This is a genomic window from Streptomyces sp. NPDC090088 (genome assembly GCF_044747345.1).
Taxonomy (GTDB): Bacteria; Actinomycetota; Actinomycetes; order Streptomycetales; family Streptomycetaceae; genus Streptomyces.
In genome coordinates, this window is sequence record NZ_JBIVDZ010000003.1 from 958,040 (window position 1) to 981,349 (window position 23,310).

At 72.1% G+C, this 23,310-nt stretch carries 22 protein-coding genes; 13 read left to right on the plus strand and 9 right to left on the minus strand.

Going from position 1 to position 23,310, the window contains the following annotated elements; all coding sequences use genetic code 11:
• The first annotated feature begins 118 nt into the window (after positions 1–118).
• From ACIPSJ_RS20155 to ACIPSJ_RS20170, 4 genes are all read left to right on the plus strand, one after another.
• Entirely contained in the window at positions 119–1,729 is a 1,611-nt protein-coding gene (locus ACIPSJ_RS20155) for an MDR family MFS transporter (RefSeq protein ID WP_401347377.1), read from the plus strand.
• Positions 1,730–1,854: 125 nt separating this feature from the next.
• Positions 1,855–2,298, plus strand: a complete 444-nt coding sequence (locus ACIPSJ_RS20160) for a helix-turn-helix transcriptional regulator (RefSeq protein WP_359225552.1) — start codon at positions 1,855–1,857, stop codon at positions 2,296–2,298.
• On the plus strand, positions 2,295–2,726 hold the full coding sequence (locus tag ACIPSJ_RS20165) for a VOC family protein (protein ID WP_359225485.1): 432 nt from the start codon (positions 2,295–2,297) through the stop codon (positions 2,724–2,726). Before ACIPSJ_RS20160 ends, ACIPSJ_RS20165 begins: the two co-directional genes overlap by 4 nt.
• A 2-nt stretch (positions 2,727–2,728) precedes the next feature.
• Positions 2,729–3,586, plus strand: coding sequence for a class I SAM-dependent methyltransferase (locus tag ACIPSJ_RS20170; RefSeq protein ID WP_359225488.1), 858 nt, complete (start codon positions 2,729–2,731; stop codon positions 3,584–3,586).
• A gap of 411 nt (positions 3,587–3,997) precedes the next feature.
• Here the strand turns inward: ACIPSJ_RS20170 and cseC are convergent, their stop codons facing one another.
• The 5 genes from cseC to ACIPSJ_RS20195 form a co-directional block, all read right to left on the minus strand.
• Positions 3,998–5,353: a two-component system sensor histidine kinase CseC gene (cseC, locus tag ACIPSJ_RS20175; RefSeq protein ID WP_359225491.1), complete on the minus strand. Its 1,356-nt coding sequence runs from the start codon at positions 5,351–5,353 to the stop codon at positions 3,998–4,000.
• An 11-nt stretch (positions 5,354–5,364) separates the two neighbouring features.
• Positions 5,365–6,069, minus strand: coding sequence for a two-component system response regulator CseB (gene cseB, locus ACIPSJ_RS20180; RefSeq protein ID WP_401347379.1), 705 nt, complete (start codon positions 6,067–6,069; stop codon positions 5,365–5,367).
• Positions 6,070–6,125: 56 nt separating this feature from the next.
• Entirely contained in the window at positions 6,126–6,794 is a 669-nt protein-coding gene (locus tag ACIPSJ_RS20185; RefSeq protein ID WP_365679864.1) for a hypothetical protein, read from the minus strand.
• Positions 6,782–7,321: a SigE family RNA polymerase sigma factor gene (locus ACIPSJ_RS20190; RefSeq protein WP_217559609.1), complete on the minus strand. Its 540-nt coding sequence runs from the start codon at positions 7,319–7,321 to the stop codon at positions 6,782–6,784. Before ACIPSJ_RS20190 ends, ACIPSJ_RS20185 begins: the two co-directional genes overlap by 13 nt.
• A gap of 267 nt (positions 7,322–7,588) precedes the next feature.
• The gene (locus ACIPSJ_RS20195) at positions 7,589–8,464 is read right to left on the minus strand and encodes an A/G-specific adenine glycosylase (RefSeq protein WP_355722159.1); all 876 of its coding nucleotides are present in this window, start codon (positions 8,462–8,464) and stop codon (positions 7,589–7,591) included.
• A 193-nt stretch (positions 8,465–8,657) separates the two neighbouring features.
• Here ACIPSJ_RS20195 and ACIPSJ_RS20200 point away from each other — a divergent pair, with 193 nt between their 5' ends.
• Positions 8,658–9,506, plus strand: a complete 849-nt coding sequence (locus tag ACIPSJ_RS20200) for a hypothetical protein (protein WP_401347382.1) — start codon at positions 8,658–8,660, stop codon at positions 9,504–9,506.
• A 119-nt stretch (positions 9,507–9,625) separates the two neighbouring features.
• Here ACIPSJ_RS20200 and disA read toward each other — a convergent pair whose 3' ends face one another.
• Together disA and radA are read right to left on the minus strand one after the other, a co-directional pair.
• The gene (disA, locus tag ACIPSJ_RS20205) at positions 9,626–10,750 is read right to left on the minus strand and encodes a DNA integrity scanning diadenylate cyclase DisA (protein ID WP_355722153.1); all 1,125 of its coding nucleotides are present in this window, start codon (positions 10,748–10,750) and stop codon (positions 9,626–9,628) included.
• Between the two features lie 80 nt (positions 10,751–10,830).
• Positions 10,831–12,240 (minus strand): DNA repair protein RadA, encoded by a 1,410-nt coding sequence (radA, locus tag ACIPSJ_RS20210; protein ID WP_359225507.1) that lies wholly within the window; start codon positions 12,238–12,240, stop codon positions 10,831–10,833.
• 207 nt (positions 12,241–12,447) lie between these two features.
• On the opposite strand from radA, the gene ACIPSJ_RS20215 reads away from it, so the two are divergent.
• Complete coding sequence (locus ACIPSJ_RS20215; RefSeq protein ID WP_401347385.1) at positions 12,448–14,142, plus strand: hypothetical protein; 1,695 nt, start codon at positions 12,448–12,450, stop codon at positions 14,140–14,142.
• A gap of 50 nt (positions 14,143–14,192) precedes the next feature.
• Here the strand turns inward: ACIPSJ_RS20215 and ACIPSJ_RS20220 are convergent, their stop codons facing one another.
• On the minus strand, positions 14,193–14,987 hold the full coding sequence (locus ACIPSJ_RS20220) for a hypothetical protein (protein ID WP_359225554.1): 795 nt from the start codon (positions 14,985–14,987) through the stop codon (positions 14,193–14,195).
• Between the two features lie 146 nt (positions 14,988–15,133).
• Between ACIPSJ_RS20220 and ACIPSJ_RS20225 the strand changes: the two genes are divergently transcribed.
• The 4 genes from ACIPSJ_RS20225 (at position 15,134) to ilvD (ending at position 19,577) form a co-directional block, all read left to right on the plus strand.
• Positions 15,134–16,066 (plus strand): Ppx/GppA phosphatase family protein, encoded by a 933-nt coding sequence (locus tag ACIPSJ_RS20225; protein ID WP_355727905.1) that lies wholly within the window; start codon positions 15,134–15,136, stop codon positions 16,064–16,066.
• A gap of 86 nt (positions 16,067–16,152) precedes the next feature.
• A complete protein-coding gene (locus ACIPSJ_RS20230) occupies positions 16,153–16,983 on the plus strand; it encodes a sugar phosphate isomerase/epimerase (protein ID WP_355727903.1) in 831 nt (276 codons plus the stop codon).
• Positions 16,980–17,615, plus strand: a complete 636-nt coding sequence (locus tag ACIPSJ_RS20235) for a TetR family transcriptional regulator (protein ID WP_359225518.1) — start codon at positions 16,980–16,982, stop codon at positions 17,613–17,615. Before ACIPSJ_RS20230 ends, ACIPSJ_RS20235 begins: the two co-directional genes overlap by 4 nt.
• A 108-nt stretch (positions 17,616–17,723) precedes the next feature.
• Complete coding sequence (ilvD, locus tag ACIPSJ_RS20240) at positions 17,724–19,577, plus strand: dihydroxy-acid dehydratase (RefSeq protein ID WP_359225520.1); 1,854 nt, start codon at positions 17,724–17,726, stop codon at positions 19,575–19,577.
• Between the two features lie 100 nt (positions 19,578–19,677).
• Here the strand turns inward: ilvD and ACIPSJ_RS20245 are convergent, their stop codons facing one another.
• Positions 19,678–21,837, minus strand: coding sequence for a serine/threonine-protein kinase (locus ACIPSJ_RS20245; protein WP_401347388.1), 2,160 nt, complete (start codon positions 21,835–21,837; stop codon positions 19,678–19,680).
• Between the two features lie 180 nt (positions 21,838–22,017).
• On the opposite strand from ACIPSJ_RS20245, the gene ACIPSJ_RS20250 reads away from it, so the two are divergent.
• From ACIPSJ_RS20250 to ACIPSJ_RS20260, 3 genes are read left to right on the plus strand one after another with little or no spacing between them, the layout of a single operon-like run.
• The gene (locus tag ACIPSJ_RS20250; RefSeq protein ID WP_401347390.1) at positions 22,018–22,338 is read left to right on the plus strand and encodes an SH3 domain-containing protein; all 321 of its coding nucleotides are present in this window, start codon (positions 22,018–22,020) and stop codon (positions 22,336–22,338) included.
• Between the two features lie 19 nt (positions 22,339–22,357).
• A complete protein-coding gene (locus ACIPSJ_RS20255; protein WP_401347393.1) occupies positions 22,358–22,696 on the plus strand; it encodes a hypothetical protein in 339 nt (112 codons plus the stop codon).
• 55 nt (positions 22,697–22,751) lie between these two features.
• Positions 22,752–23,258, plus strand: a complete 507-nt coding sequence (locus ACIPSJ_RS20260) for an EamA/RhaT family transporter (protein WP_359225529.1) — start codon at positions 22,752–22,754, stop codon at positions 23,256–23,258.
• Positions 23,259–23,310 lie beyond the last annotated feature (52 nt).

Below are 23,310 nucleotides of genomic sequence, written 5' to 3' on the forward strand. Positions count from 1 at the left end.
TGCTTGCCGCCCGGCTAGTAAACTTACTTGACGCCCGGCTAGTGACGGGTCTAGCTTCCCAGTGTAGTGAACTAGCCGGGCGGCAAGTAAGTACCTGTCGCCGGGGGGAGTGGGAGAGATGGCGGACACCCAGGCGGCCGGTACCGGCCAGGAGACTCCGGGGGCACCCGGGGCACCGGAAGCGGCCGAGCAGCCGCAGAAGGAGCCGAAGAGCGTACGGGTCGTGATGCTCGCGCTCATGGTCGCGATGATGCTCGCGATGCTCGACAACATGATCGTGGGTACGGCGATGCCGACGATCGTGGGTGAACTCGGCGGCCTCGAACACCTGTCGTGGGTCGTGACCGCGTACACCCTCGCCACCGCGGCGTCCACCCCGCTCTGGGGCAAGATCGGCGACATGTACGGGCGCAAGGGCGCCTTCATGACCTCCATCGTCATCTTCCTGATCGGCTCCGCGCTCAGCGGCATGGCCCAGAACATGGGCGAGCTGATCGGGTTCCGGGCCGTCCAGGGCCTCGGCGCCGGTGGTCTGATGGTCGGCGTCATGGCGATCATCGGTGACCTCGTGCCGCCCCGCGAGCGCGGCAAGTACCAGGGCATGATGGCCGGCGTCATGGCGCTCGCCATGATCGGCGGCCCGCTGGTCGGCGGCACCATCACCGACAACTGGGGCTGGCGCTGGGCCTTCTACATCAACCTGCCGCTCGGCGTGGTCGCGCTGGCCGCCATCAGCGCCGTACTGCACCTGCCGAAGAGGCGGAACAAGGCGCGCATCGACTACCTGGGCGCCGGCCTGCTGACCCTCGGCATCACCTCCATCGTGCTGGTCACCACCTGGGGCGGCTCCGAGTACGCCTGGACCTCCGCGCGGATCATGGAACTGATCGCCATCGGCGTCGTCTCCCTGGTCGGGTTCGTCTTCTGGCAGACCAAGGCTGCCGAGCCGATCGTGCCGCTGCACATCTTCCGCAGCCGCAACTTCACCCTGATGTCGATCATCGGCTTCATCGTGGGCTTCGTGATGTTCGGCGCCACCCTGTTCCTGCCGCTCTACCAGCAGTCCGTGCAGGGCGCGTCCGCGACCAACTCCGGTCTGCTGCTGCTCCCGATGCTCGGCGCGATGCTGGTCACCTCGATGGTCGCCGGGCGGGTCACCACCAGCAGCGGCCGCTACAAGATCTTCCCGATCGTCGGCGGTGTGCTGCTGACCGTGGGGCTCTACCTGCTGTCCACCATGGACACCGACACCTCCCGGTTCACCTCCGGGGTGTACATGGCCGTCGTCGGCCTCGGCATGGGCTGCCTGATGCAGATCACCATGCTGGTCGCGCAGAACAGCGTGGAGATGAAGGACATGGGCGTCGCGTCCTCCTCCACCACCCTGTTCCGGACGCTCGGCTCCTCCTTCGGTGTGGCCATCATGGGCGCGCTCTTCAACAACCGGGTCCAGGACGTCATGGCCCAGCGGGCCGGTTCGCTGGGCTCCAAGATCACGGAGCAGTCGGCGCAGCTGGACGCGAAGAGCCTGGCGAAGCTGCCGGCCGCGGCGCGCGAGGCGTACCAGCACGCGGTGTCGGCCGGCACGCACTCGGCGTTCCTGCTCGGTGCCGTGATCGCGGTGGCGGTGCTGGTGGCGGCGGTCTTCGTGAAGGAGGTGCCGCTCAAGGGAGGGCAGTCCGCGTCCTCCGAGGAGGCGGCGCCGATGCCGGTGGTCGAAGCGGTCTGACGACACACCCTCCTTGTCGAACGCCGGACGGCTGGATCCCCAGCCGTCCGGCGTCGTTGTCAGTGCCCCGTGCCACCATCGGCCCTGTGGAGAAACTGCGGCAGCTGCGGCGGGCCAAGGACGCCATGGACCGGGACTGGGCCGACCCGGCCCTGGACCTGGACGCGGTCGCCGCGCACGCCGGGTACTCGCGGTACCACTTCCTGCGCGCCTTCAAGGAGGCGTACGGCGAGACGCCCGGCCAGTACCTGACGCACCGCAGGATCGAGCGGGCCGAGGAACTGCTCCGCGCCGCGGACCTCGGCGTCACCGAGATCTGCCATCTGGTCGGCTTCAGCAGCCTGGGCACCTTCTCCGCGACGTTCAAGGCACGGACGGGGCTCAGCCCCACCGAGTACCGGGCCGAGCATGTCGGCAGCGGCGCCTCCCTCATCCCCGGCTGCTACGCCCTGCTCTGGGCCGGCGGGTTCCCGCGCAGGAGCGCAATTTCCGAGAAGCGCGCCGAGCGCCCCGCTGCCTACCGTGACGGACAGGAACAGCAACCGTCCGGCAGGAGTACCGAGCCATGATCCAGGGTCTGGCCATCACCACCGTGTGGACCTTCGACCAGCAGCGCACCAAGGCCTTCTTCACCGAGAAACTCGGCTTCGAGGTGCGCGACGACATCGCCATGGGGGACATGCGGTGGGTCACCGTCGGCGCCAAGGGCCAGCCCGGCGTCGAACTCGCCCTGATGCGCCTGGACGGGCCGGGCCTCGACCCCGAGTCCGCCGAGGCGCTGCGCAAGCTGGTCGCCAAGGGGGTCATGGGGGCGGGCGCGTTCCGCACCGACGACTGCCGGGGGGACTACGAGACGTTCAGCGCGCGCGGCGTCGAGTTCGTCCAGGAGCCCAAGGAACGGCCGTACGGCATCGAGGCGATCTTCCGTGACGACAACGGCAACTGGTACTCGCTGACCCAGCGCAGCGAGGAGCTCGACCTCTCCAAGGAGTTCTGAGCATGACCACGGAGACCGGGCCCGACCACACCGCCGTGCGCACCGCGCTGTGGCGTGCGCTGCATCTGCGGGCCGACGCGCCGCCGTACGTCATCGAGGACGAGGTCGGGCTCCGGCTCGCCGAGCCGGTGGCCGGGGACGACTGGCGGACGCGGCCGGACATGGACGTCGAGGCGACCCGGCGGACCCGGGCGTCCATCGTGGCCCGGGCCCGTTTCGTCGAGGACCTGGTGGTGGCGGAGGCCGGGCGCGGGGTGGGCCAGTACGTCGTCCTCGGCGCCGGGCTCGACACCTTCGCCCAGCGCCGGGCCGACGACATCGCCGCGACCGGGCTGCGGGTGTTCGAGGCCGACCGGGCCGGAGCCGTGGCATGGAAACGGCGGCGGCTGACCGAACTGGGGTACGGCGTGCCCGAGTGGCTGACGCTGGTGCCGGTGGACTTCGAGGGGGACTGGTGGGGGCAGCTGACGGCCGCCGGGTTCGATCCGGGGCGGCCGGCGGTGGTCGCCTCCGCCGGGGTCACCATGTACCTCACCGAGGACGCCCTCACCGCCACCCTCCGGCACATCGCCCGGCTCGCCCCCGGATCGACGCTGGTCACGACCTTCCTGCGGCCCGTCGAGGACGTCGAGCCGGACCAGCAGGAGCAGCTGCGAGTGGCCCAACGGGGCGCCCGGGCCTCCGGCACCCCCTTCCTGAGCTTCTACGCGCCCGCGCGGATCGCGGACCTGGCCATGGCGGCCGGCTTCCGCGACACCCGGCACGTACCCGCCGAGGAACTCACCCGACGCTACTTCGCGACCCGGCCGGACGACCTGCGCCCCTCGCGGGGCGAGGAACTGCTGGTGGCCACGACGTGAGTCGCTGCGGTCGGGGCGGCCCGAAGCCTGGTGGTCGGTCGGCCCGGTCGGAAGCCTGGCGGTCGGTCGGGCCTGGGGCGCTGCGGTCGGCCCGGTCTGGGGCGCTGCGGTCGGCCTGGTCTGGGTCCCCTGGGCGGTCCCGCCTGAGTCGTCGCTGCGGGCGGCCAGCTCGGAGCCCCCGTGGGCGGCCCGCTCGGAGCTCCCGTGGTCGGCCCGGCCTGGATCGTGGCGGTCGGCCCTGAGCCGTGAGCGGTCGGTTTGCTGGCGCGGTGGGCAAGCCGTCGAAGCGCGAACCGGCCGTGCGCGCGGCGTCCCGGCTGGGCAAGCCTCAACACTGCGGCCCGAGTCTCGGCGTCCCGGCTGCGTAGACCCCGGCGGCGCGGTCGGAGCCTCAGCGCCGCGGCTCGTGCCTCAGCGGCCCGCCTGGGCCGGGCCCGGGAGCATCGGGTAGCTGCCGGTGGCGGTCGGGGCGTGTTCCGGGAGCCAGAGGACGGCTACCGCGCCCTCGGAGGGGATGTGTTCGGGGGCGCCGACCGGGCGTACGTTGCGGAAGGTGAGGCGGGCGCCGAGGACGCGGGCCTGGCCGGCGGCGATGGTGAGGCCGAGGCCGTGGCCCTGGCCCGCGCGGTCCTCGCTGCCGGTGCGGAAGCGGCTCGGGCCGTCGGCGAGGAGTTTCTCCGGGAAGCCGGGGCCGTGGTCGCGGACCCGGATGACCCGGCCCTCGACGGTCACCTCGATGGGCGGCCTGCCGTGCCGGGCCGCGTTGGCCAGCAGGTTGAACAGCACCCGTTCCAGGCGGCGCGGGTCGGTGGTGACCTCCGACTCGTGCACCACCCGCACCTCGATCCGCGGATCCTTCGCGGCCACCCGCCGGGACACGAACTCGCCCAGCATGATGTCCTGCAGCTCGGCCCGCTCGGAGGCGCTGTCGAGCCGGGCCACCTCCAGGACGTCCTCGACGAGCGTGCGCATCGCCTTCGCCCGGTCCAGGACCAGTTCGGTCGGGCGGCCGGGCGGGAGGAGCTCGGCCGCCGTGAGCAGCCCGGTCACCGGCGTCCGCAGCTCGTGCGCGATGTCGGCCGTCACCCGCCGCTCCGCTTCGAGGCGCTGCTGCAACGCGTCCGCCATGGCATCCACCGCGCGCGCCAGGTCGTCGGTCTCGTCCCGGACCACCCCGCCGATCGCCTCGCGCACCCGGACGTCCGGCTCGCCCTGCGCGACCTGGTTGGCCGCGGCCGCCGCCTTGCGCAGCCGCCCCGAGAGCTGGCCGCCGATCAGCACCCCGAGCGCGCTGCCGCCGAGGACTACGGCGATGGAGCCGATGACGAGGGCCTGGTCGAGGTCTTTCAGCACGTTGCTGCTGCGGTTGGCGAAGGTGCTGTGCAGGGACAGCACCCGCCCGTCCTTGGCCTGCACCGCCGCCCAGATGTCCGGCGCCCCGTGTCCGCGGTCGATGACGTCGGTCGCCCGGCGGCCCGCGTCGACCCGCTCGCGCAGGGCCGGCGGCAGCATCGGGTCGTCGATCTTGACGTCGGGGAAGTTCGCCCTGCCGTACAGCTCGTAGTTGCGCTGGCCGAGCTGGAGCCGGTCGTTGGCCAGCTCGCGTGCGTTGTCCAGCATCGAGACCCGGGCGGCGTTGTGCACCACCAGGCTCAGCGCGATCGCGACCAGCGCGCCGACCAGTGCGATCGCCGCGCTCAGCTTCCAGCGGAGCCCGGTGCGCAGCCCCGGACCCCGGTACCGGATGGATCTGGTGAACCCCCGCATGACCGCCCCGTTCAGGCCTTCAACTTGTAGCCGAAGCCGCGGACCGTCTCGATCCGGTCCTGGCCGATCTTGGTGCGCAGCCGCTGCACATGGACGTCGACGACCCGGGTGTCCCCGCCCCAGCCGTAGTCCCAGACGCGTTCGAGCAGCTTGTCGCGGGAGAGCACGGTCCCCGGCGCCGACGAGAACTCCAGGAGCAGCCGCATCTCGGTCGGGGTGAGCGCGACGGTCTGTCCGGACCGGCGCACCTCCATGCCCTCGGTGTCGATCTCCAGGTCGCCGAAGGCGAGGATGCCGCCGGAGACCGGAGCCGCGTCCTCGTGCGGCCGGTCACCGCCGCTCGCGTGGCCGAAGCGGCGCAGCACCGCCCGGATCCGGGCGACCAGCACGGCACCGTCGAACGGCTTGGTGACGTAGTCGTCGGCGCCCGCCTCCAGGCCCAGCACCACGTCGATCGAGTCGGCCCGCGCCGACAGCATGATCACCGGCACGGTGGACTCGTCGCGGATGCGCCGGCACAGGCTCACCCCGTCCAGTCCCGGCACCATCACGTCCAGCAGGGCGATGTCGGGCCGGTCGCTGCGGAACGCGTCGAGGCCCGACAGCCCGTCGGGCATGGCGGTGACCGCGAAGCCGTCCCGCTCCAGGGCGAGCTGGGTGGCCTCGCGGATGACATCGTCGTCCTCGACGAACAGGACGTGGGTCTGGTCTGCCATCCCGGATCTCTCGGTAGTCGGTGGGGGTGGGGACAGGGGCGGGGCGGGGAGCGGGGTCAGTCGGCCGGCGAGGGGACCGGCGTGGCCTCGCCGCCGCCCGCCGCGTTGCCGTAGTCGGTGTGGTGGAAGTCCTCCTGGACGAAGCGCCCGGAGGCCCAGTTGTAGGTGATCACGTTCTCACCGGACGGGCTCGACACCGGGTCGCCCTTCTCGTACACCTGCTTGGTCACGCTCAGATCGCCCTTGTCGATCTCCGCGTAGACCGGGGACTCCTCGGCCTTGAAGACATTCTTGTACGCGCCGCTCTCCTTGCGGTACACATACGCCCCCACCCCGACCGCGTCCCCGCAGGTCAGCACGTTGACGACGACGTCCTCGACGGGGCCGCCGGTCAGATCGCCGTAGGTCACGTCGACCGGGTACTCGTCGCCCGCGCACGGGGTGAGGTCCCGCTTCACCGTGGCCGAGACCGCCGGGTCGGCCTTCACCAGCGCGACCGCGTCGACCTTCTCGTAGGTCTGGGACGGGCTGGGCGAGGGTGCGGCGGCGGCCGGGGCGTTGCCGACCGAGTCGTCGTGCGCCGGGCCCTCGTCCCGGGCTCCGGTGCCGCCGGTGCCGCAGGCGGCGGCGAAAAGGGCGAGGGCGGCGAGCACGGCCGTCGCCGTGATCACCGCCTGTGCACTCGCCGGGCCCCGGCTGGGCCCTGTGCCGGTCAGGCCGCGCAACGCTCCCGCTCCTCACGCTCCAGCGCGCGTGCGTCGAGGTCGCGGGACTCCAGCTCCTCGCGGAGCCGGGCGAGCGCCCGGTGCAGCGTGCTCTTGACCGTTCCGGCCGACATGCCGAGGGCGGCGGCCGTCTCCTCCGTGGACATCTGCTCCCAGTGTCGCAGCACCACGACACTGCGCTGCTTCGGAGCCAGAACCTTCATGATGTCCATAAGGAGCGCGCGGTCCGCGTGCTGCTCGGTGGAGTCCTCCACGCAGGCGTCGGGCAGCTGCTCGGTCGGGACCTCCTCCAGCTTCCGGGCCCGCCACCACTCGGTCCGCGTGTTGATCATGACCCGGCGCAGGTAGGCGTCCGCGAGCTTCTTGTCCTCGATGGTCTCCCAGCGGCCGTACGTCCGGACCAGCGCGGTCTGCAGCAGGTCCTGGGCGTCCGTCGGGTCCGGGACGAGCCGGCGGGCGCTGCGCAGCAGCGCGTCCTGCCGAGTGCGGACGTACTCCTCGAATTCGAGCACCTCGCCCTGCGCCATGATCAACCGCCTCCCGATCCCCGTTTTCCCCGGCCCTGTGCCTGAGTCCCTGCCGTCCCGCGGTCCTGGCGGGCACAGAAACGAAGCTACGGACCTGTTGTCACGGGCCTGTGCGGAGCAGCCTGCGGGTAGCAATCGGCTGTCCGTCGGTTGTGTAACGGAAGTAGGTTCGGGGTAAGCGGGTGCGGGTTTATGGCCGGTAATGAGGTGATTTGCCGCAGGGTCGGGACCGTAACAGAGGCCCTTCTCCTGTGATGTGGCTGTACGTCAGCTCAGCGGAAGCCGGTACAGGCCGCCCGTGAGCGGCTCCACCAGACCGTCCGAGACCAGCCCGTCCAGCGCGCGGGCCCGCTGCACCGGCTCGTGCCAGACCCGGTCGAGCGTCGTCTGCGGCACGGGGGTGTGCGCCTCGCGCAGTACGGCGAGCAGCTTGCCGCGCACCTGCCGGTCGGTCCCCGCGTACGTCTGCCCGCGCCGGGGCGGACCCTCGTGCTCCGGCTTTCCGGCCAGCAGCCAGGCGCACTCGCCGGCGATCGGGCACTGCCGGCACGTCTCGTTCTTCGCCGTGCACACCAGCGCGCCCAGCTCCATGGAGGCGGCGGCCCAGCGGGCGGCGGTCCGCTCGTCCTCGGGCAGCAGCTCGCGGGCGAGCCGGCGCTCGGCGGCGGTCGTCGCGTTCGGCGGGTACTGCACCCCGGTCACGGCCCGCGCGAAGACCCGCCGCACGTTCGTGTCCAGCACGGCGTGCCGCTGACCGTAGGCGAAGGAGGCGACGGCAGCCGCCGTGTACTCCCCGATCCCGGGCAGGGCGAGCAGCTGCGCGTGATCCGTCGGTACGTCGCCGCCGTGCCGTTCCGTTATGGCGACGGCGGCGCCGTGCAGCCGCAGGGCGCGCCGCGGATAGCCGAGCCGACCCCAGGCGCGGACCGCCTCACCGGGCGCCTCCGCGGCGAGGTCGGCGGGGCGCGGCCAGCGGGCGAGCCACTGCTCGTAGACGGGCAGCACGCGGCTCACCGGCGTCTGCTGCAACATGAACTCGCTGACCATCACACCCCACGGGCCCGCCTCCGGGCGGCGCCAGGGGAGGTCGCGGGCGTGGGCGTCGAACCAGGCGATCACAGGGGTGTGCAGCTTCTCAGTCATGGCCCTTCCGATCCTGCCACGTCCGGCGGCGGGTGGGGTGGACGTGGTCCGCGGCGGGGCGGGGGGTTGACGCCACGCGGTGGTGAAGGCGGGCCGGGCCGAGGGGAGTTGCCGGAATGATGATCCGGAAAAGTTGAGGTTTGGGCGGCGGGTGGGGCGTGGAACTGCTCGGATCTCTCGTACAGTTTGGGCCGTGGGATCTCTGCGCAATCCGGTCGGGCCGCTTCCCTCCTCCATCTACTGGCGACGGAGGGTCGCCATGCTGTCGACGCTCGCCGTCCTGGCGCTGCTGATCGCATGGATCGTGACGTCGGGCGGCGGAGGCGGCAAGAAGAACGCCGACGGCTCGGACGGCAAGAACCCCGTGTCCACGATCACGCCGGGGCCCTCCGGCAGCGGGCCGGCCATCAGCCAGGCCCCCGGCGGACGGGACGACTCCAGCGGCGGCGGTTCGGGGAGCAGCACCGGTTCGAGCCCTGGCTCCGGTTCCACGGACGGGAGTTCGGCCGGTTCGAGCGGCGACTCCTCGTCGGGTTCGGCCGGTTCCTCCGGCTCCTCCGGTTCCTCGTCCGGTTCGGGCGGCGACGTGACCTCGGGTTCCGGCGGTACGGTCGCCTCCCTGCCGGGGACGTCCACCCTCCCCAACTGCACGGCCGCTTCCGTGACGTTGAGCCTGAAGAGCCTGCGCAACTCCTACTCGCCGGAGCAGACGCCGACCTTCGAACTCACGGCGAAGAGCGCCTCGTCCAGCGACTGCAAGATCGACCTCGGCCCGAAGAACGCGGTCCTCACGATCACGGCCGCCAGCGCCGACGACACCTACTGGTCATCGGCCGACTGCCCGAAGACGGCGGCGAGCCGCTGGTACCGCGTGCCCGCCGGCAGCAGCATCACCTACACCCTCAAGTGGGACCGCAAGCCCAGCGCCGCTCAGTGCGCGACCCCTCCGGCGGGCTCGGCCGGCACGGGAACGTACCTCTTGCAGGCAGAGGCCCCGGGCTTCACGAAGGCACAGGCTTCCTTCGTGCTGGCGGCTGATTAGCGCCTCGTCCTACAGCGCCCCGTCTGCAGCGCCCCGTAAGGGGCGCGGGGAACTGCGCGACCAGCCCCCACCGGCCCGCACTCGCCGTACAACGCACCCCGCCGAGCTACTGGGCGAACTCAGACATACCGCTCAAGAATCGAAGACTCCGCCAGCCGCGACAGCCCCTCACGCACACTCCGCGCCCGAGCCTCCCCGACCCCGTCCACCGTCTGCAGGTCGTCCACGCTGGCGGCGAGCAGCTTCTGCAGCCCCCCGAAATGCTCCACCAGCCGGTCGATGATCGCCCCGGGCAGCCGCGGCACCTTCGCCAGCAGCCGGAACCCGCGCGGCGACACCGCCGAGTCCAGCGCCTCCGGCGAACCGGTGTACCCCAACGCCCGCGCCACCGTCGGCAGTTCCAGCAGCTCCGCATGGCTCAGCGCGTCCAGCTCGGCGAGCGCCTCGTCGACCGTGCGGGACCGCTTCGCCGTCGGCTCGGGCACATAGTCCCGGACCACCAGCTCCCGCTCGGGCTCGACCCCGGCGATCAGTTCGTCCAGCTGGAGCGCGAGAAGCCGCCCGTCGGTGCCCAGTTCGACCACGTACTCGGCGATCTCCGTGGCGATCCGCCGGACCATCTCCAGCCGCTGGGCGACGGCCGACACGTCGCGGACCGTCACCAGGTCCTCGATCTCCAGCGCTGACAACGTTCCCGCGACCTCGTCCAGGCGGAGCTTGTACCGCTCCAGCGTCGCCAGCGCCTGGTTCGCGCGGGACAGGATCGCCGCCGAGTCCTCCAGGACCCGGCGCTGACCGTCGACGTAGAGCGCGATCAGCCGCATCGACTGGGAGACCGAGACCACCGGGTAGCCGACCTGCTTGGAGATCCGGTCCGCCGTGCGGTGCCGGGTGCCGGTCTCCTCCGTCGGGATCGTGGCGTCCGGTACGAACTGGACGCCGGCCCGGAGGATCTTCGACTGGTCGGAGGAGATCACGATGCCGCCGTCGAGCTTGCACAGCTCCCGCAGCCGGGTCGCCGTGAACTCGACGTCCAGCACGAAACCGCCCGTGCACATCGTCTCGACCGACTTGTCGAAGCCGAGGACGATGAGCCCGCCGGTGTTGCCGCGGAGGACCCGCTCCAGGCCGTCCCGCATGGACGTGCCCGGAGCCACAGCGCTCAGCGAGGCGCGCATCAGGCCATCGGAACCGGCACTCCCACCGGACTTTCCGGGAGCCGCTGCCCGGTCGTTGGCTGCCACTGCACTCCTCCGGTCGCAGGTTCTGAGGCGCTCCCGCACCCGCACGCGGTTCGTACGGACGGGCGAGACCAGGGCAAAGTCTACCGGCGCTCCTCCGCCTCCCGTGGGGCCTCTCGGCGACGGGAGCGCGGCAGCACCCGCAGGGCGTCCCCTATGTCGGCGACTTCCAGGACCTTCATACCCGGCGGGACCTTGCCCGGATCGCCCGGTACGAGCGCGTGCGTGAAGCCCAGACGGTGTGCCTCGGAGAGCCTGCGCTGGACGCCGGTGACCCGTCTGACCTCGCCCGCGAGGCCGACCTCGCCGATGGCGACCAGGTTCTTGGGCAGGGGGGTGTCGCTCGCGGCCGAGGCCAGCGCCAGCGCGATCGCGAGGTCCGCCGCCGGCTCGGAGAGCTTCACACCGCCCACCGTCGCGGAGTAGATGTCCCGCTTGCCGAGCGCGCTGATCCGCCCGCGCTGCTCCAGCACCGCCAGCATCATCGAGACCCGGGAGGTCTCCAGGCCGGAGGTGGTCCGGCGGGGGGAGGGGATCTGCGAGTCGACGGTGAGGGCCTGGACCTCGGCGACCAGCGGACGGCGGCCCTCCAGGGTCACGGTCAGGCAGGTGCCCGGGACCGGTTCGGCACGTCGGGTCAGGAAGAGTCCGCTCGGGTCGGCGAGGCCGGTGATGCCCTCGTCGTGCAGCTCGAAGCAGCCGACCTCGTCGGTGGCGCCGTAGCGGTTCTTGACGCCGCGGACCAGACGCAGCCGCGCGTGCCGGTCGCCCTCGAAGTGCAGGACGACGTCCACCAGGTGTTCCAGCAGCCGGGGGCCGGCGATCGCGCCGTCCTTGGTGACGTGGCCCACCAGGAGGGTCGACATGCCCCGCTCCTTCGACGCGCGGATGAGCGCCCCGGCCACCTCCCGCACCTGGGCCATGCCGCCGGGCGCGCCGTCGATCTCGGGGGAGGCGACCGTCTGCACGGAGTCCAGGATCAGCAGCGACGGCTTCACCGCGTCCAAGTGGCCGAGGACGGCGGACAGATCGGTCTCGGCGGCGAGATAGAGGTGGTCGTCGAGGGCGCCGATGCGGTCGGCGCGCAGCCGGACCTGGCTCGCCGACTCCTCGCCGGTGACATAGAGGGTGCGGTGCTCGTCGCTGGCCGACTTGGCCGCCACGTCGAGCAGGAGGGTGGACTTGCCGACGCCGGGCTCGCCGGCCAGCAGTACGACCGCGCCGGGGACCAGACCGCCGCCGAGGACCCGGTCCAGCTCGGGCACGCCGGTCGTCCGCGCGGTGGCCTGGCGGCCGTCGACCTGGCCGATGGGCACCGCGGAGGTGGTGACCCGGCCGGGAGCCGTCGTACGGACCGCGGGCGCGCCGTACTCCTCGATCGTCCCCCAGGCCTGGCACTCGGCGCAGCGGCCGAGCCACTTCGCCGTCTGCCAGCCGCACTCGGTGCAGCGGTACGACGGTCGGTCCTTCGCGGTCTTGGTACGGGTGGCCATGCGGAAACCGTAGCCCCCGCCACTGACAGCGGGACCGGGGCGTCGCAGGTGACGGGTGTGAGTGGACCGGTCTCGGCCACGCCCGGTGAGGAACGAGCCACGGAATAACGGGTTCCTGTCCCCTTATGAGGGATCGTTTCACCCGTACGGATTAAAAGTGCTCAAGCCGCAAGAAGGGGCCATACGCCGCCGCCTACGGTCGCACGGGTGATGAGCAGCAGCCCGGAGACCTCGACCCGCACGACCGGCGCACACCGGGCGCACCGGGAGGCGCGTACGGCGCGTGATCGTACGGCGGCGCGCGCGCTGGCGCAGCGACCGCCGGCGCGTTACGAGCCGTACCTCGACGGGCTGTTCACCTACTGCCTCTCGGTGCTGTGCGACCACGACGCGGCCACCGCCGCGCTCGGGGACGTCCTCGCACTCGCCGAGCGGCGCGGGCAGCGCGTCCCGGAGGCCGCCGGCGACCGCCGGGCCTGGCTGTACGCGCTGGCCCGCTGGGCCTGCCTGCGCGGGCTCGCCCAGGCCAAGCAGAAACGTCAGGCCACCCACGCGGCGGGCCGCCACATCGCCCCCGACGCGCCGGCCGGCACCGAGGTCCAGGAGCAGCGGCGCCGCGAACTCGCCCTGCTCGCCTGGCCCGAGGCGGCCGGCACCACCCCCGAGCAGCGCGAGGCGCTCGAACTCGCCGTCCGCCACCACCTCGCCGCGCAGGAGGTCGCCGCCGTCCTCGGCATGGACCTGGCCGGCGCCCGTGAGCTGCTCGCCTCCGCCGCCTGCGAGGTGGAACGCACCCGCGCGGCCCTCGCCGTCGTCGAGACCGGCGGCTGCCCGAGCGTCTCCCACCTCACCGGGGACAGCCAGCTGGTGCTCAGCAGCGCCCTGCGCCGCGAACTGGTCCGGCACGTCGACGACTGCCCGCGCTGCCGTCGTACCGCCGAGCGCGCGGCCCCCGGGCGGTGGCCCGGCGCGATGACCACGCCCGCCGAGCTGCCCGTCCTGGAGGCGCCCCGCGCGGCCCTGCACATGGCCATGGCCCACCAGCCACGCGCGCGGGGCGCCGCGGTTCCGCGCTTCGACCGGCGCGGCTTCCCGATGGACCCCAAGGACCACGCGGCCCGCCGCGACCGGCTCCGCGCGCGTGCCGTCACCACGACCGTCGTCGCCACGGTCGTGGCCGCGCCGGTGCTGGCCCTGTGGGCGGCCTACCGGGGCTCACCGGTGGGCGAGACCCACGACGGGCCGTCCGCGACCGCGCGGGAGGCCGCCGGCCCCGACGCGCTCGACGGCGACCGGACCGGGGGCTACGAGAACGCCGGAAACGCCGGCACCAGACCCGGGCCGCGCATCGGGAAGGACGGCAAGGCCGACGTCTCCGTGGAGGTGATCAGCGTCGCCGGGACGGACCGGAAGGCGACCGGCGCGGGGCACCTCGCGGTGACGGCCGCGAACGACGGCGACACCACGCTCATTACGCTCGCGGCGTCCGGGGACGCGCCGGTGCGGTGGTCGCTGTCCACGCCGGCCGGGTGGCTGTACTTCTCGCGATCCGCAGGAACGCTACAGCCGGGCGAGTCGTTCACGATCAAGGTGTACGTCGATCATCTGCGGGAGCCGGCCGGGCGCTGGGGGGCGCGGGTGGCGGTGGCGCCGGCCGGGGCGGTGGTGTCGATCGGCGGGTACGGGATGGCTCCGCCGTCGCGCCGGGGGCCCAAGCCGACCCCTGGCGGGGGGCCGGGGCCGACGGCGACGGGGTCGGCGTCCGCCGGGCCGACACCGCCGGCCAGTGAGCCGCCGACGTCGGCTTCGCCCACGCCGACCGCTTCGGACACGGGGGCGCCTCCGACGGAGTCGGCCTCGCCGACGGAGAGCGAGAGCGCGGGGGCGCCGGCGAGTCCGTGAGTCCGTGAGGGAGGGGAGGGGGCTGCGGTGAGGGGGCGCCTTGGCGGGCGTCAGTCCTTGGGATCCGCCGGATGGGGTGCCAGCAGGGGGAGCTGGCCGGCCAGGCGCTGCTCGCACAGTTCGACGAGGCGGTCGTAGCCGGCCTTGCCCATCAGTTCGGTCAGTTCCGGGCGGTAGGAGACGTAGACCGGGTCGCCGGCGCCGTGGGCGGAGGTGGCCGAGGTGCACCACCAGTGGAGGTCGTGGCCGCCCGGGCCCCAGCCCCGGCGGTCGTACTCGCCGATCGAGACCTGGAGGACGCGGGTGTCGTCGGGGCGGTCGATCCAGTCGTAGGTGCGGCGGATCGGGAGCTGCCAGCAGACGTCCGGCTTGGTCTCCAGCGGCTCGCGGCCCTCCTTCAGCGCGAGGATGTGCAGCGAGCAGCCCGCGCCGCCCGCGAAACCGGGGCGGTTCTGGAAGATGCAGGAGCCGTTGAAGGGGCGGGTCTGGCGGGAGCCGTCCTCGTCCTCCGAGATCCAGCCGTCGCGGGTGCCCTCGTCGTGGTGCTGCCAGATGTCCGGCGTGAGCCTCGCCACGTGATCGGCGACCCGCTTCTCGTCGTCCTCGTCGGAGAAGTGCGCGCCCAGCGTGCAGCAGCCGTCGTCCGCGCGGCCCGCCTGGATGCCCTGGCAGCCGCTGCCGAAGATGCAGTTCCAGCGCGAGGTCAGCCAGGTCAGGTCGCAGCGGAACACCTGCTCGTCGTCCGCCGGATCAGGGAATTCCACCCATGCGCGCGCGAAGTCGAGGCCCTTCTCGTCCGCTGCGAGAGCCTGCCGCGACGTCTTCGACGGCTTCGGTGACTTCACCCTCGAAGAACCGTCGGCAGATTGGGCGCCCTTGTGGTCCTTCGTCTTTTTCGTCTTTGGCACGGGTCCAGGGTAAGTCGCCCGGGGCCGGTTCGGGGACGGCTCCAAGGACAGGTTCCGGCCCAGGTGGCAGTAGCGTTCCGTACATGAGACTCGGTGTCCTCGACGTGGGATCTAACACGGTGCATCTGCTGGTGGTGGATGCGCACCCCGGCGCGCGCCCGCTGCCGGCGCACTCGCACAAGGCGGAATTGCGCCTTGCCCAACTCCTCGACGGCAACGGGGCCATCGGCCCCGACGGGGTCGAGAAACTGGTCGACGTCGTCCGGGACGCCCTGCAGGCCGCCGAGGACAAGGGTGTCGAGGACCTGCTGCCGTTCGCCACGTCCGCCGTGCGCGAGGCCACCAACGCCGACGACGTGCTCGCGCGTGTGAAGGCCGAGACGGGCGTCGAGCTCCAGGTCCTCACCGGGGCCGAGGAGGCCCGGCTGACCTTTCTCGCGGTGCGCCGCTGGTTCGGCTGGTCCGCCGGGAAGCTGCTGGTCCTGGACATCGGCGGGGGCTCGCTGGAGGTCGCGTACGGCATCGACGAGGAGCCGGACGCGGCGGTCTCGCTGCCGCTGGGCGCGGGCCGGCTCACCGCCGGCTGGCTCCCCGGCGACCCGCCCACCTCCGACGACATACGGGCGCTGCGCCGCCATGTACGCGCCGAGATCGCGCGGACGGTCGGCGAGTTCAGCCGCTTCGGCGCCCCCGACCACGTGGTCGCCACGTCCAAGACCTTCAAGCAGCTGGCCCGTATCGCCGGCGCGGCCCGCTCCGCCGACGGCCTCTACGTCCAGCGCGAGCTCAAGCGGGGCTCCCTGGAGACCTGGGTCCCGCGGCTGGCGGCCATGAGCACGGCCCAGCGGAGCGCGCTTCCGGGGGTGTCGGAGGGACGGTCCGGCCAGCTGGTGGCGGGTGCGCTGGTCGCGGAGGCCGCGATGGACCTCTTCGAGGTGGAGAACCTGGAGGTCTGTCCGTGGGCGCTCCGGGAGGGCGTCATCCTGCGGCGCCTGGACCACATGGGATCGGCGTAGCCCGGCAGGGGCGCCGACGCGACCCTGGTCACAACGGCGAGCAGGCGCCCCCTTCCCACCCGGCCCCACCCCGTAACCTGTCCCTCGTGGCAAAACCAAGGGACGTCGTCCGCATCCCGGATGCGAAGGTCGCGCTCTCCACGGCCTCCGTCTACCCGGAGTCGACGGCGACGGCCTTCGAGATCGCCGCACGCCTCGGGTACGACGGCGTCGAGGTCATGGTGTGGACCGACCCGGTCAGCCAGGACATCGAGGCCCTGCGCAGACTGAGCGACTACCACCGCATCCCGATCCTCGCCGTCCACGCCCCCTGTCTGCTGATCACCCAGCGGGTCTGGTCCACCGACCCCTGGGTCAAGCTCCAGCGGGCCCGCGCCGCCGCCGAGAAGCTGGGCGCGAGCGCGGTCGTCGTACACCCCCCGTTCCGCTGGCAGCGCCAGTACGCCCGCGACTTCGTCGAGGGGATCTGGCGGATGGCGAACGAGACGGACGTACGGTTCGCGGTGGAGAACATGTACCCCTGGCGCTACCGCGACCGCGAGATGCTGGCGTACGCCCCCGACTGGGACGTCACCAAGGACGACTACCGGCACTTCACGATCGACCTCAGCCACGCCGCGACGTCCCGGGTGGACGCGCTCGCCATGGTGGACCGCATGAGCGACCGGCTCGGCCACGTCCACCTCGCCGACGGCCGCGGCTCCGCCAAGGACGAGCACCTGGTGCCGGGGCGCGGCACCCAGCCCTGCGCCGAGCTGCTGGAGCGCCTCGCGCTCACCGGCTTCGACGGCCATGTCGTCATCGAGGTCAACACCCGGCGCGCGATGTCCGGCGCGGAGCGCGAGGCCGACCTCGCGGAGGCCCTGGCCTTCACCCGCCTGCACCTGGCCTCGGCGCTCAAGGTGCCCCGCCGATGACGGGTACCGAGAACGGCGGCACGGACACGACGGGTGCCGGTACCCGGCGCCGCGGCCGGCCCCCGCGTACCGAGTCGGCCGGCACCCGGGACCGTATCCTCGTCGCCGCCCGCGAGGAGTTCGCCGAACGCGGTTACGAGAAGACCTCCGTACGCGCAATCGCCAAGGCGGCCGGTGTGGACTCCGCGCTGGTCCACCACTACTTCGGCACCAAGGACCAGATCTTCGAGGCCGCCATCTCGGTCGCCTTCGCCCCCGCGCTGAACGCGCCCGCCGCGATCGCCGACGGCCCGCCGGACGGTGTCGGCGAGCGCCTGACCCGGTTCATCTTCGGCGTCTGGGAGAACCCCACCACCCGTAAGCCACTGCTGGCGATCGTCCGCTCCGCCGTCAACAACGAGGCCGCGGCCACCGTCTTCCGCCGGCTGATCGCCACCCAGCTGCTGCGCAGGATCGCCGGACAGCTGGACCTCCCGGACGCGGAGCTGCGCGCCGAGCTGGCGGCCGCCCAGCTGATCGGCTGCGCGATGCTGCGCTACGTGATCAGGGTGGAGCCGCTGGCCTCGGCGGACCTGGAGCAGATCGTGCGCCGGGTCGCCCCGGTGGTGCAGGGGCATCTGACCGGGCCGTGACCAGCCCGGCTGAGATCTCTGTCCCGCATTCCGGACACCTCGTCCCGAGGCCTGAACAACGGGCGTACGCTCAATAGCAGCCCTATCTGTCTGAAGGAGCGAGCGACGATGCCCGAGCTGAGGTCCCGCACAGTCACCCACGGCCGCAACATGGCGGGCGCCCGCGCCCTTATGCGCGCCTCCGGTGTACCCGGCGCGGACATCGGCCGGAAGCCGATCATCGCCGTCGCCAACTCCTTCACCGAGTTCGTGCCGGGTCACACCCACCTCCAGCCGGTCGGCCGGATCGTCTCCGAGGCGATCAAGGAGGCGGGCGGCATCCCGCGCGAGTTCAACACCATCGCCGTGGACGACGGCATCGCGATGGGCCACGGCGGCATGCTGTACTCCCTTCCCTCCCGCGACCTGATCGCGGACTCGGTCGAGTACATGGTCGAGGCGCACTGCGCCGACGCCCTGGTCTGCATCTCCAACTGCGACAAGATCACCCCGGGCATGCTGATGGCCGCCCTGCGGCTGAACATCCCGACGGTCTTCGTCTCCGGCGGCCCCATGGAGGCCGGCCGCGCGACCCTCGTCGACGGCACGGTCCGCACCCTCGACCTGGTCGACGCGATCTCCGACGCCGTGAACGACAAGATCTCGGACGAGGACATCCTCCGTATCGAGGAGAACGCCTGCCCGACCTGCGGCTCCTGTTCCGGCATGTTCACCGCCAACTCGATGAACTGCCTGACGGAGGCGATCGGCCTCTCCCTCCCCGGCAACGGCTCCGTCCTCGCCACCCACACGGCCCGCAAACAGCTGTACGTCGACGCGGCCACCACGGTCATGGACATCACCCGCCGCTACTACGAGCAGGACGACGACACGGTCCTGCCCCTCAACATCGCGACCTTCGCCGCGTTCGAGAACGCCATGGCCCTCGACATCGCGATGGGCGGCTCCACCAACACGATCCTGCACCTGCTGGCCGCCGCCCAGGAGGCGGGCGTCCCGTTCGGCCTGGAGGAGATCAACGAGGTCTCCCGCCGGGTGCCCTGCCTCGCCAAGGTCGCCCCGAACGTCGCGAAGACCCGCACGTACTACATGGAGGACGTGCACCGGGCCGGCGGCATCCCCGCCCTCCTCGGCGAACTGCACCGCGGCGGCCTCCTCAACGAGGACGTCCACTCCGTCCACAGCCCGTCCCTCGCGGACTGGCTGAAGACCTGGGACGTGCGCGCCGGCTCCCCGTCGCCCGAGGCGATCGAGCTGTGGCACGCGGCCCCCGGCTGCGTCCGCTCCGCCGAGGCCTTCTCCCAGTCCGAGCGCTGGGAGGCCCTCGACGAGGACGCGGCCGAAGGCTGCATCCGCAGCGTCGAGCACGCCTACTCCAAGGACGGCGGCCTCGCGGTCCTCAAGGGCAACCTCGCCGTCGACGGCTGCGTGGTCAAGACGGCCGGCGTCGACGAGTCCATCTGGACCTTCGAGGGCCCCGCGGTCGTCTGCGAGTCCCAGGAGGAAGCCGTCGAGAAGATCCTCAAGAAGCAGGTCACGCACGGCGACGTCGTCGTGATCCGCTACGAGGGTCCCAAGGGCGGCCCCGGCATGCAGGAGATGCTCTACCCGACGTCCTTCCTCAAGGGCCGCGGCCTCGGCAAGTCCTGCGCCCTGATCACCGACGGCCGCTTCTCCGGCGGCACCTCCGGCCTCTCCATCGGCCACGCCTCCCCCGAGGCGGCCTCCGGCGGCACCATCGCCCTCGTCCAGGACGGCGACCGCATCCGCATCGACATCCCGGGCCGTTCCATCGAGCTCCTCGTCGACGAGGCCGAACTCGCCCGCCGCGAGCAGGCCCTGGGCGGCGTGTACGCCCCGAAGAACCGCGAGCGCAAGGTCTCGGCCGCACTCCGCGCCTACGCCGCCATGGCCACCAGCGCCGACAAGGGCGCGGTCCGCGACGTCTCCAAGCTGGGCTGACCCGCGCCTGCCGTAGCGCCCACAGCGCAGCAGCCGCCGTAGCGCCTCAGGGGCCGCCTCCCACACGGGGCGGCCCCTTCCCCTTCCCCCCGGCCCGCCGTCACCAGCCGGCCGGATCACCCGCGTCCACGGCGAAGACGGTGCCGTCGGGGGCGGTGGCGTAGATGTGGGAGGCGAGGATCATGGGGGCGGGCACCGAGGTGGCGACCCCGCCCGAGCCGGTGCCGAAGCGGGGCGAGGTCTGCCCGGCGACCTTCCCGCTGTGCGCGTCCACCGCGATGAGCCGCCCGTCGGCAGCGGAGAAGTAGACGTGGCGGTCGTCGGCGACGGGTGCCGAGCCCCGGCTCACCGACGTCTCCAGGTGCCAGGTGCGCCGGCCCGCGCCCACGTCGACGGCGTCCAGCGAACCGGTGGCGGCCAGCACATAGACCACGCCGTCGTGCACGCCGGCCTGCGCGTCCGCGCGCGGTGCGGGCAGCTTGACGCGGTGCGTGGCCCCGGACGCCGGGGTGTAGCGGACCACGGCATCGGTGTCGCCGTACACCGGATCGGCGGCGAGCAGGAAGACCGCCCCGCCCTGCGCGCCCACCGGCAGCAGCAGACCCTGCAACGACGTGTCCCACCGAACGTCTCCGGTGGCCGGATCGACGGCGGCGAGCCGGGTACTGGTGCCGTCCGCGGACGTACTCGTCACATATGCCGACGACGGGTCCGAGGGGAAGAAGTCGATCCGCTGTATGCCGTGCCCGCCGGTCGGCCGGCTCCACTTGGTGGTGCCGGTCGCGCTGTCCACCCCGGTGACCGTGCCGTCCGCGCCCGCGAGCAGGAGCATGCCGTCGGCGTACTTCATCCCCTTGTTGTCGGGCAGGTCGTGCTGCCACCGGGTCCTGCCCGAGTCCGGATTGAGCGCCGTCACCTGCCGGCCCTCGTCGGTGACCAGCTGGACGAGCCCGGCGGACAGGACCGGGGGCCTGCCCCAGCGGATGTCCGCGACGGTGTGCCGCCAGAGCACGGCACCTGTCACCGGGTTCAGGGCGAAGGCCGTGGACGCCTCGGTGCAGAACAACTTCCCGTCACCGGAGGCGCATAGCGGGGTGGACGCGCCCTTGGTGACCGGGTTCGCCTGCCAGGCGGCGAAAGCGGCGGACGTGGTCCTGGGGCTGCCCTCCCGTGGCTGCGGGGTGCCCCCGGCGACCCACTGGACCACGGCAGCGACCGCGCCCAGCGCGAGAACCACGGCACCCGTGGCCATGGCGACGCGTCTGCCGAGGCGTGGCCCGGACGCCGGCCGCGGATCCTTCCCGCTCTCCTTCCGCTTCCCCTTCGCCGTCTCCTCCGACGGCTTCGGCCTCGCCGCGTCACCAGTGCCCTCATCGACCTCACCGGTGACACCGGCCCGCTGTGCCGGTATGAACGCCTGCGTGTCGTACGACGCCGACAACGACCGCAGCTCCCGCATCAGTTCGTCGGGCGTCGGCCGGTCCTCCGGCTCCTTGGCGAGACAACGCAGCACCAGCGGAGCGATCTCCTCCGGCACTTCGGTGATATCGGGCTCGTCGTGCACGACCTGGTAGGCGACGACATAAGGGCTGTCGGAGTCGAACGGCCCCCGCCCGGTCGCCGCGTGCACCAGCACCGACCCCAGCGCGAAGATGTCGGCGGCGGGCCCCACCTCACGCGGCCGCCGGAACTGCTCCGGCGCCATGAACGGCGGGGTACCGATCAACTTTCCGGTCTCGGTCCGCAGTTCGCTGTCTTTCGGCCGGGAGATACCGAAGTCGATGACCTTGGGCCCGTCCTCGGCGAGCAGCACATTGCTCGGCTTGAGATCCCTGTGCACCACGCCGACCCTGTGAATGTCGCGCAGCGCCTCCGCGAGCCCCGCCATCAGCCGGCGCAACTGGGCAGGGGGCATGGGCCCGTTCCGCTTCACCTGCTCGGCGAGGGTCGGGCCGGGGATGAAGAGGGTGGCCATCCAGGGCCGCGCGGCCTCGGGATCGGCGTCCACGACGGGCGCGGTGAAGGCACCGCTGACCTTGCGGGCGGCGGCCACCTCCTGCCGGAAACGGCCCCTGAACTCGCGGTCCTTGGCGAACTCGGCGTGCACGACCTTCACGGCGAGCTTCAGCCCCGAGGTGCTGCGGGCCAGATGGACCACGCCCATGCCACCGGAACCCAGGCAGGATTCCAGGCGGTAGTGCCCGGCGTACTCGGGAAGTTCCGCTTCCGCGCCCGCTCCGGTGTTGCGCTGTGGCGTCAAGGGACCACCCCCGTGCTGGTTCCGCGGAGCGCGACGCACGGAGCCTAGTCGATGACTCGTGCGATACAGAGGCGGCTTGCTAGCCTCCGCGTGCGAGTTACGCACATGTGTTTCGTGGCTCGATCGCGGGGAATCAACGGGACTCCATGGCACTCATGGGTTCAGTGGGGGGAGCACCACATGTCTGTCGAGCACGCGCAGGAAGCCGAGAGCAGCGGTGAGGAAGAGGCCGTCACGACCCTGGCGGCGTCCGTGCGCTACTACTCGGTCGCCCCGGGCCTCCGCCTGAACGTCCGCAGCGGCCCCGGCACCAGTTACGACGTCACCCGCGTCCTCCCCGAGGGCGCCAAGGTCCCGATCTACTGCCAGACGCCCGGCACGACGGTCTCCGGGTACTACGGCACGTCCAAGATCTGGGACAACATCAGCAACGGCGAGTTCGTGTCCGACGCCTATGTCAACACCGGCAGCGACGGCTACGTGGCCGACCGCTGCTCCTGATCCGGTCCAGGAGACTGGGATGACTCCCTCAAGACGCGCTTCCGTCCTTCTCGCGGGCTCCGCCGGAGCCTTCCTCATGGTCCTGGGCTCGGCCTCGACCGCCTCCGCCGTGACGACGTACGCGACCGCCCCGGGCGTCCGCGTGAACGTCCGCAGTGGCCCCGGCACCAACTACACCATCACCCGGACGCTCGTCGAGAACACCAGGGTCCCGATCTTCTGCCAGACGCCCGGCACGACGGTCTCCGGGTACTACGGCACCACCAACATCTGGGACAACATCGACAACGGCGAGTACGTGTCCGACGCCTACATCAACACCGGCAGCGACGGCTACATCGCCTCCCGCTGCGCCTGACCGGTCACCCGACCCCGTTCCGGAGCCCGCGAGCCCCCGGCGCCATAATCGTCCCGTGAGCGACGAACCAGGCACCCCGGACACCCCCGCGGGCTCCACCGGCGGCCCCCGCCCGGAGCCCCTCCGTTTCTTCGGTACGTCCTGGGTGGACCATGACGACCGCTACACCGTCCGCCGGATCGGCGTGGCGGCCGGCTCGCTCGCCGCCGCCGTCGGCTCCTGCCTGGTGCTGCGCCTCGCCTACGAGGGCGTGCAGCTGGCCGACACCGGATCCTTCGTGACCGTCCTGGTCGTCGCGATGTTCGCCATCTGCAGCGCGCTGGCGTTCCGGAACACGTGGGAGTCCTTCGGCAGGCGCCCCGACCCCGACCGGCAGGCCTCCCTGCGCGGCCTCCTCGCCATCGGCTTCGTCGGCTCCCTGCTCGCCTACTTCTTCCGCTCCCTCGTGGAGGCCCCCGGCGAGAAACTCCACCGCGCGGAGTACGAGACCGCCGTCCAGGAACACGAGCGCCGCTCCACCCGCCGCTCGGGCGACCCGTCGAAGAAGAAGCGGAAGCGCTGAGGCCGCCTGGAGGCAGCCGCCGGGGCGGGCACACCCGCCCCGCGGAAAACCT